Here is a 7,954-nt window from a genome sequence, read left to right on the forward strand (position 1 = left end):
CCATGTTGAATGATAAAATATAAGAAATATTAATTATTTAGGAGGACTAATATGACTGAGTGGTCAAGAGAACAACGCTATCGACGCATTGAAGATATTAGCAAAAATCAATTAGAAGCGTTAAAGCATCGAATAGAACAATCACGCTATCGTCAACACTATCATATTCAACCTGAAACTGGTTTATTAAATGATCCTAATGGATTGATATATTATAACGGAACATACTATGTATCTCATCAGTGGTTTCCATTAGGAGCTGTACATGGATTGAAATATTGGTTTAATTATACTAGTAAAGATTTAGTGACGTTTGAACCACATGGTCCTATATTAAAGCCTGATACGCTTTATGATAGTCATGGAGTATACAGTGGAAGTGCTTTTGAATTTGAAGGAGACTTATATTATATGTATACAGGTAATCATCGTGATGAAGAATGGAAAAGATATTCGAGTCAAATGATTGCAAAAGTAACACAAGATGGTTCAATCGAAAAATTAAATAAGCCTGTAATTTCTCATCAACCTGAAGGATACACAAGTCATTTTAGAGATCCAAAAGTGTTTAGACATCATGAAGATTATTACGCAATACTAGGTGTGCAAACTCAACAAGGATTAGGACGTCTACTTTTGTACAAAATGATGAACCAACAGATTGATCATTGGGAATGTATGGGAGAAATTAAAACAGAATTAGAAGATTTTGGTTATATGTGGGAATGTCCAGACTATTTTAGTTTAAATGACCATGATGTTATAATTTTTAGTCCTCAAGGTATTGAAGGAAAAGGTGAAAAATATAGAAATATTTATCAATCTGGTTATATAATAGGTCATTTAAATTTCGATACATTAGAGTTTAAACATGATACATTTATTGAACTTGATAACGGATTTGATTTTTATGCACCACAAACGATGGTTGATGAACATGGTAAGTGTATTTTAATTGGGTGGATGGGTCTTCCAGATACTCAATATCCTACAGATGAAGAAGGTTGGGCACACTGTTTAACGTTACCTAGAGAGTTAACTATTGAAGAAGGACACTTACGCCAACGTCCTTTAAAAGCTTTAGAGACATTGCGACAAAATAAAGAAACAGCATTAGGTTATGCTAACAAATATAATACAACACTTAATCCTTATGAAGGTACGCAATATGAACTTATTATTGATATTTTAGAAAATGAAGCAACAGAAATATATTTTGAATTAAGAGCATCTAAGTTACATTCAACATTAATTTCTTATAATACTAGGGACCAAAAGATTACATTAGATCGATCAGAAAGTGGTGCATTACCAAGTAACGTAGAAGGTGTGACAAGGTCTACATATTTAGATTCGCCATTAAAGCAATTACAAATTTTTGTAGATACTTCAAGTATTGAAATTTTTTGTAATGATGGAGAACGAGTCTTAACGTCAAGAATTTTTCCTGATGAAAATGCTACTGCAATTCGCACATCTACAGAAACAGGTCAAGTTTATTTAAAATTTACTAAATATGACTTAGGGAGAGATAAATAAATGAGAAAGTTATATGCTATTGGTGAAGCATTAATCGATTTTATTCCAAATAGAACAAATATCGAACTTAAAGATGTAACGCAATTTAGTCGACAAGTTGGCGGGGCACCTGCTAATGTGGCTAGTGTGGCTAAAAAATTAGGTAGTAGTACAGAAATGGTTACACAACTAGGTAATGATGCTTTTGGAGATATTATCGTAGAGACGTTAGAGAAAATAGGCGTTGGTACAACATATATTAAACGAACAAATACAGCTAATACTGCACTCGCTTTCGTCAGTTTAAAAGAAAATGGAGAACGAGATTTTTCTTTTTATCGTAAACCATCAGCTGACATGCTTTATCATGCTTCGAATTTAGATGAAATTAATATTTCTAATCAAGATGTTCTACATTTTTGTTCTGTTGATTTAATTGAATGTGATATGAAAAATGCACATCTTGCTATGATTGAAAAATTTGAAGCGGCGCATGGGATGATAGTGTTTGATCCAAATGTTAGATTACCATTATGGGATAACGCAGAAAACTGTAAAGCGACTATTCAATCATTTCTTCCTAAAGCAAATATCATTAAAATTTCAGATGAAGAAATTGAATTTGTTACTGGAATTAGTGATGAACATAAAGCGATTCAATCTTTATTTAAAGGAAAGGTTGAAGCGGTGATTTACACACAAGGAGACAAAGGAGCAACAGTTTACTTAAAAGATGGAACAACCATTCATCATCAAGGGTATAAAGTGAAACCTGTTGACACTACTGGTGCTGGAGATGCATTTATTGGAGCAGTCATCAATAGAATTTTAAATACAGAATTAACAGATATTACTTCTCTATTTAAAGAGAAAGGTGAAGAAATACTTAAATTTAGTAATTTAGTAGCTGCAAAAGTAACTACTAAATATGGCGCAATTGAAAGTATTCCAAGTTTAGAAGAAGTAGAAAATGAATTATAGCATATAGAATAAGCCCTTCGATGTATATTCATCGAAGGGTTTAATTGATTATATTTTTTTTACATTTCTTACTGATGCATAACAGTGTTCACCATTTCTAAAATTAACAATACGTTCTTTAGAATCGACTGAATCGATATTATGACGATTTACAACAAAACTATTGTGACATCTGAAAAAACGATCATCGAGTTGCGCTAATTCTTTAAGATTTCCGTAGAATTCAATCTGACGGTTATCAAGATGCGCAATTAAACGATGGGATTTTGTAGACGACTCAAAGAACATGACATCATCATATTGTACATATATTGAATTGCTACCACGCTTTAATTCAATTGTTTCAACATTACTTTCTTTTGAAAGTAATTTTAAACGTGTATGAGCCGTTTCAATACAATCAATAATTCGGGTTTTAAGTTGGTTAGGATCATCTTTAAAAATAAAATCCATCGCAGATACCTTATAGACAAATGTTAGGTAAGTGAGTTCACTATGACTTGTAACAAAGATGATATTCCCAATAGGATCATACTTTCGAATTTCACTTCCAAGTTTAATACCGTTAATATCAGCTTCCAATTGTATATCTAAAAAATAACATCCAACATCATTCATTTCTTTTGACTGTTCAATAATTTCATAAGGATCATCTGTTGCTAACGCTATTTCCATGGGTTTTTCTTCAATCATGATATAGTTGTTAATAATTGAGACCATATTTTCGCGTTGTTTCACATCGTCTTCACAAATGAATATTTTCATTTTCTCACATCCTTATGGCATATTATTTATAATTTCTACTTTTTGGACAAAGTAACCATTTTCTATAGTAGTATCAAGTAACACGTTTTCTGTAGTATCAGTAATTTCTTTTAAAGTCGTTAGACCAAGTCCTCTGTTATCGCCTTTAGTTGAAAAGGAATCTTGAAATAATTCATGGATTTTCGGCATATCTTCTTTACATTTATTCATAACAATAAACATGACTGACGTTTCGACATTGATGAATGCAATTCTAATTAAGGCATCTTCTAATTCTTCTGAAGCCTCAATAGCGTTATCAATGATAATCCCAATGATACGACTTAAATCAACCGTATTCATCTCAATATGATCAATTAACTCTGGCACTTCAATACTAATAGGTATATTTTTTTCTTGAGCTTGTAAAATTTTAGTTGTTACCAATCCTTTAATAGCACGCACTTTTAAATTATCCGTACCATTAATTTTGATTGAGTTCATTTGAAGGTTATCTTTCATAGGAACAATATTGTCATTAAAATATGTCTTTAAACCATCCATATCATTTTCTCTTATGTATTCTGACATTGTAGTAAGAATATTGACGTAATCATGTCTAAACTTACGCATTTCATTATTAATCGATTCTATTTGTAGAGTATATTCATAATACGTTTCAATTTCTTCCATATTACGTCTGTATCGAAGTTCACGTAACGTATATCTAGAAATAATAATGATTAAGGTGATAAAAAATATAATTATTCCAATAAAAATTAGTCCGTATATTTGTAAAGAAGAATTGTTAACTTTAGGTACTTGAGAATAAATATATAAAATTATAAATGAAAGAATTAAAACAATTGAAATAATAGTTAAGTAAGTCTTATTAATAGATAAATAAGACATTTTTAATTTTTTAAGTAGAGATTTAAATGTAAAAGATATAAGTATAGAAATTAAAGTAAATATACTTATATACGATAAATCTAAATAAGTATTATTATTAATAAATTTTTGAAAAATTATTACAAGTATAAAAGCAATAAAATTACTTAAAAACATTAAAATAGCACTACTTAAAACTGTAATAATCGAGTACCACTTAACTTTACAGTATAGGAAAACCCCACAACCAATTAATAAATATAAAACAGAAATACTTCCTAAATAATAATAAAAAAAGGCAGAAGGGATTATAATCGTTAAAATGATTAAATAATCCCTTAAAGTATATTTAATATCTAAAATAATCTTTGAAATTAAAAATAATAAAAATCCTTGAAAAAGTGCTAAAGGTACATTTGATAATAAATCCATACGTCACACACTTTCTAAATTTTATCTATTAAGATCAGTTAATTCCTTAGGAACTTCAGGTTCATCGAAATAACCACCACATACGTTATATGAAGCAAGTGTTCCGACTGTTTCTAAGATTAATGAGAATAGTTTAATAAATAAATCTGTAATAAATGTCATAATTAATAATCCTCCTTAGGAAAAAAGAATGGTAATAGTGTTGTACTTTCAAGTATCATACCTAATAAAATTAATTGTTTATATGGCTCGGGTACTATAATAGAAATAATGATTAAAACCACTACTAAAATAATAGACTTTATTTTAGTAGTGGTTTTAGTCGTTCGGGTATGGGTTGTTTCTTAGTGGCAGCTGGTGCATAAATAATAATCAGTAATAATGCAATACCACTAACACTATACATGATACCCATATTAATATGATAATAGACAATGAGCCATGGTAAACCAACAAATAAAATTAAATTTTGAATATGGCATAACAAAGTAGACTTTGCATGCGCCCCGTGTGCATAGTGCCGAATTAAAAAATAACTGACGTGTGTGATTAAAGTATACAAAAATGTATGGAATATGAGCGCAGCACCGTATGTCACAATTGTTTTAGCAATATTACTAATAACCACTTGCATGCCTAATCGTACTTTTAAGAATTGGATATGATCAAGGTTGTTTTTCTTTTGTAAATAAGATGCAAAGTGCTCAATTTTATCATCAATTGCTTTCAATATTGTGCCACTCTCCTTGACTATATTATACAATTTTGTGCAATTAGTCTGTAAAATAATGCTTAACTGTTAAAATTTAATACTTAACTGTCAAAGTAATTCGTTAACTTATATTTTACCATATAAAAATAAACAGTTTAGTAGAAAAAATTGCAAGTTAAGAAATTTCTAATAAATTAAATGAATGTTATGTTTTAATATACTCATATCACATCAAAGTGATATAAACTTAATAATCTTAGTCTTTAAATTGTTAGTCTTTGTTTTATTCGAATAAATCTTACTTTAATTTTGTTAGTAGTTGCGAAATTAAAAATTGATTTATCGATAAGTTGTAAGGAATGTTTGTGTAGTTTGAGTAGTATGTCATATTGAATGTCGATGTTTATCGTTTTTCAATATTATCTATTCTCATAGTAGAATATTTCATTTATTTCTTCGTGCAGTTTTACTCATGAATAAGCCATCCCAACTTATTGATGAAAATGCATAATACTTACTGAAGTGTTAACTCAGTAGAAAATAATTAACTTAGCTATCGTGAATAGAAGGTAATTATTTTTAACGTGTAAGCTATCGTAACATTGTTATACAATGTAAATTTTCATAATTAATAACATCCCCAAAAGATTGAAAAATAACTGTAAAACATTCCCTTAATTAAAAGTCGTGAGTCTCTCCCAAGCTCACGACTTTTTTTATTTATATAATTGAGGTTTTAAATTTTTAAATACAGGAATAGCATCTCGTTGATGCATGACCTCTTGAATATCGATATCAATTGAAATCGTATTTTCTTCTCTATCTAATTCGACGAGAATTTCTCCATTTGGATTAATCACCATTGAATGTCCAGCGTATTCAGTATTTCCATCATGACCTGTGCCATTACATGCGACGATAAAAATATCATTTTCTATTGCTCTAGCTTGGAGTAAACTTCTCCAATGATTGAGTCGAGCGGTTGGCCATTCTGCTACATAGAATGCAACTTGAGCACCTTCTCTAGAAGGGTATCTTAATAATTCAGGAAATCGTAAATCATAGCATATAATTTGAGTGGCGAGAGCACCTGATGATAAAGCAAATGGTTCTGGAACTGTTTTTCCATCCTCTAAAAATTCTGGTTCATTTAGCATTGGAACTAAATGAACTTTATCATATTTATTAATACATTGTCCTTCTTTAGAAACGGTAAAAGCAGTATTGTATACTTTGTTATTTCGTTTATTTGAAACAGATCCTGCTATCACATCGACTTGATATGTTTTAGCAAGATTCGAGATAAAAGGGAGGCTACGTGATAACGCTTGATCTGATTTTTCATCTAACTCTTCTAACGCATAGCCATTGTTCCACATTTCTGGTAACACAACAACTTCAGTATCATCATCTAATTGAGTATTAAACCATTCTGAAATTTTTTGTTCATTTTTCTCAACATTTCCATATTCGACATAAAATTGGAATATTTGTATTTTCACTTTAACCACTCCTCAACCTGCTTAATAATTTCAATTTACTAAATTTGGCTAGGAAAAGCAAAATGAAGCACATTACAATTAAAGTAAAATAACTTAATTGAAATGTACTTCATTGATAAGTTTAAATTTATTATTTTTTAATAATAAATCGTTGATCAGTAGGGTGAATTTCTTTTTCACCAGCTTGCTCTTCAATATCACCAAATGGCATTTGTGCTACAAGTTTCCATGATGCTGGAATATCAAATGTTTGTGTTGTAACTTGATCAACTAGTGGATTATAGTGTTGTAACGATGCACCGATACCTTTTGAACTTAGTGCAGTCCAAATTGCGTATTGATGCATAGCATTTGTTTGAACAGCCCAGTTAGCAAAATTATCAGCATATGATGGCATTTGTTCTTGTAATGATTTGATAACATCTTCATCTTCAAAATATAAAATAGTTCCGTAGGCATGCTCGAAACCATTAATTCTTTGATTTGTAGGTTCAAAGTCGCGATCTGGTCCCATTACATCTTTAAGTACAGTTTTAGTATTTTTCCAGAATTTAATATGTTGATCATTAAGTAACAAAACAATACGTGTTGATTGTGAATTAAAAGCTGAAGGCATATATTTTACAATATGTTCAATCATTTTCTCTAATTCTTCATCAGTAATAGAAATAGATGTTTTAGTTTTATAAATTGTACGTCTATTTTCAATTTCAGTTAGAAAAGGTTTTGTGTTTTCTTTATCAAATAATCCCATCTTATAATTTCCTTTTTTTAATATATTTCAAGTATAAAATTTATACTAGAATAAGTAAATTATTATATAACAAAAAATTTCATAAATATTAATGTTTTTTATCAATTTGTTTATATACATGCATGATATTTTTTTATTCTTTATACTAAAAGTATCAAAAATAAGAGGAGGTCTCAGAATGATAAAACGAAAAGTTATTCGAACAAGTCTTATTTTTGCTATAAGTACAACTATATTCAGTCACTATAGTTATGCTGAAACCTCTTCTAATATAGAGAGTGAAGGCACAAATCAGAAATTAAACCTACAAATAAATTCTGATACTCAACATTCTAACAATAAACAAAGTAATGAAAATAAAAGTATAAAAGAATCCAATCGTACTAGTGATAAAAATAAAAACCCAGAAGAACCTACAAC

Annotated in this window: 7 protein-coding genes and 2 pseudogenes; 3 read left to right on the forward strand and 6 right to left on the reverse strand. The window is 29.3% G+C overall.

Features of this window, described 5'->3' with window-relative positions; all coding sequences use genetic code 11:
* Positions 1-51: 51 nt before the first annotated feature.
* Complete coding sequence (locus tag AC2FB1_RS02195) at positions 52-1,539, forward strand: sucrose-6-phosphate hydrolase (protein WP_490673645.1); 1,488 nt, start codon at positions 52-54, stop codon at positions 1,537-1,539.
* On the forward strand, positions 1,540-2,499 hold the full coding sequence (locus AC2FB1_RS02200; protein WP_490673647.1) for a carbohydrate kinase family protein: 960 nt from the start codon (positions 1,540-1,542) through the stop codon (positions 2,497-2,499).
* Positions 2,500-2,547: 48 nt separating this feature from the next.
* Here AC2FB1_RS02200 and agrA read toward each other — a convergent pair whose 3' ends face one another.
* The 6 genes and pseudogenes from agrA to AC2FB1_RS02230 all read right to left on the reverse strand — a co-directional run bounded on the left by agrA (position 2,548) and on the right by AC2FB1_RS02230 (position 7,534).
* Positions 2,548-3,264: a quorum-sensing response regulator AgrA gene (gene agrA / locus AC2FB1_RS02205; RefSeq protein ID WP_490673648.1), complete on the reverse strand. Its 717-nt coding sequence runs from the start codon at positions 3,262-3,264 to the stop codon at positions 2,548-2,550.
* A 12-nt stretch (positions 3,265-3,276) separates the two neighbouring features.
* Positions 3,277-4,566 carry a quorum-sensing sensor histidine kinase AgrC gene (gene agrC, locus AC2FB1_RS02210; RefSeq protein WP_490673649.1) on the reverse strand — a complete coding sequence of 430 codons (1,290 nt, stop codon included), beginning with the start codon at positions 4,564-4,566 and terminating at the stop codon, positions 3,277-3,279.
* 21 nt (positions 4,567-4,587) lie between these two features.
* Entirely contained in the window at positions 4,588-4,728 is a 141-nt protein-coding gene (gene agrD, locus AC2FB1_RS02215; protein ID WP_002488089.1) for a cyclic lactone autoinducer peptide AgrD, read from the reverse strand.
* Positions 4,729-4,730: 2 nt separating this feature from the next.
* Positions 4,731-5,296, reverse strand: a pseudogene (locus AC2FB1_RS02220) (accessory gene regulator AgrB).
* 698 nt (positions 5,297-5,994) lie between these two features.
* A complete protein-coding gene (locus AC2FB1_RS02225) occupies positions 5,995-6,780 on the reverse strand; it encodes a carbon-nitrogen family hydrolase (protein WP_490673650.1) in 786 nt (261 codons plus the stop codon).
* Between the two features lie 130 nt (positions 6,781-6,910).
* Positions 6,911-7,534, reverse strand: a complete 624-nt coding sequence (locus AC2FB1_RS02230; protein WP_490673651.1) for a nitroreductase family protein — start codon at positions 7,532-7,534, stop codon at positions 6,911-6,913.
* A 178-nt stretch (positions 7,535-7,712) separates the two neighbouring features.
* Between AC2FB1_RS02230 and AC2FB1_RS02235 the strand changes: the two are divergent.
* Positions 7,713-7,954: pseudogene (locus AC2FB1_RS02235) on the forward strand (SdrH family protein); the annotation flags it as partial.

The organism is Staphylococcus sp. CoH_129_LAB_1, from assembly GCF_058191515.1.

Coding starts and splice junctions, on each gene's coding strand:
- AC2FB1_RS02230 (WP_490673651.1), bottom strand. CDS start 7,534: ATGGGATTATTTGATAAAGAAAACACAAAACCTTTTCTAACTGAAATT.
- AC2FB1_RS02195 (WP_490673645.1), top strand. CDS start 52: ATGACTGAGTGGTCAAGAGAACAACGCTATCGACGCATTGAAGATATT.
- agrA (WP_490673648.1), bottom strand. CDS start 3,264: ATGAAAATATTCATTTGTGAAGACGATGTGAAACAACGCGAAAATATG.
- AC2FB1_RS02200 (WP_490673647.1), top strand. CDS start 1,540: ATGAGAAAGTTATATGCTATTGGTGAAGCATTAATCGATTTTATTCCA.
- agrC (WP_490673649.1), bottom strand. CDS start 4,566: ATGGATTTATTATCAAATGTACCTTTAGCACTTTTTCAAGGATTTTTA.
- agrD (WP_002488089.1), bottom strand. CDS start 4,728: ATGACATTTATTACAGATTTATTTATTAAACTATTCTCATTAATCTTA.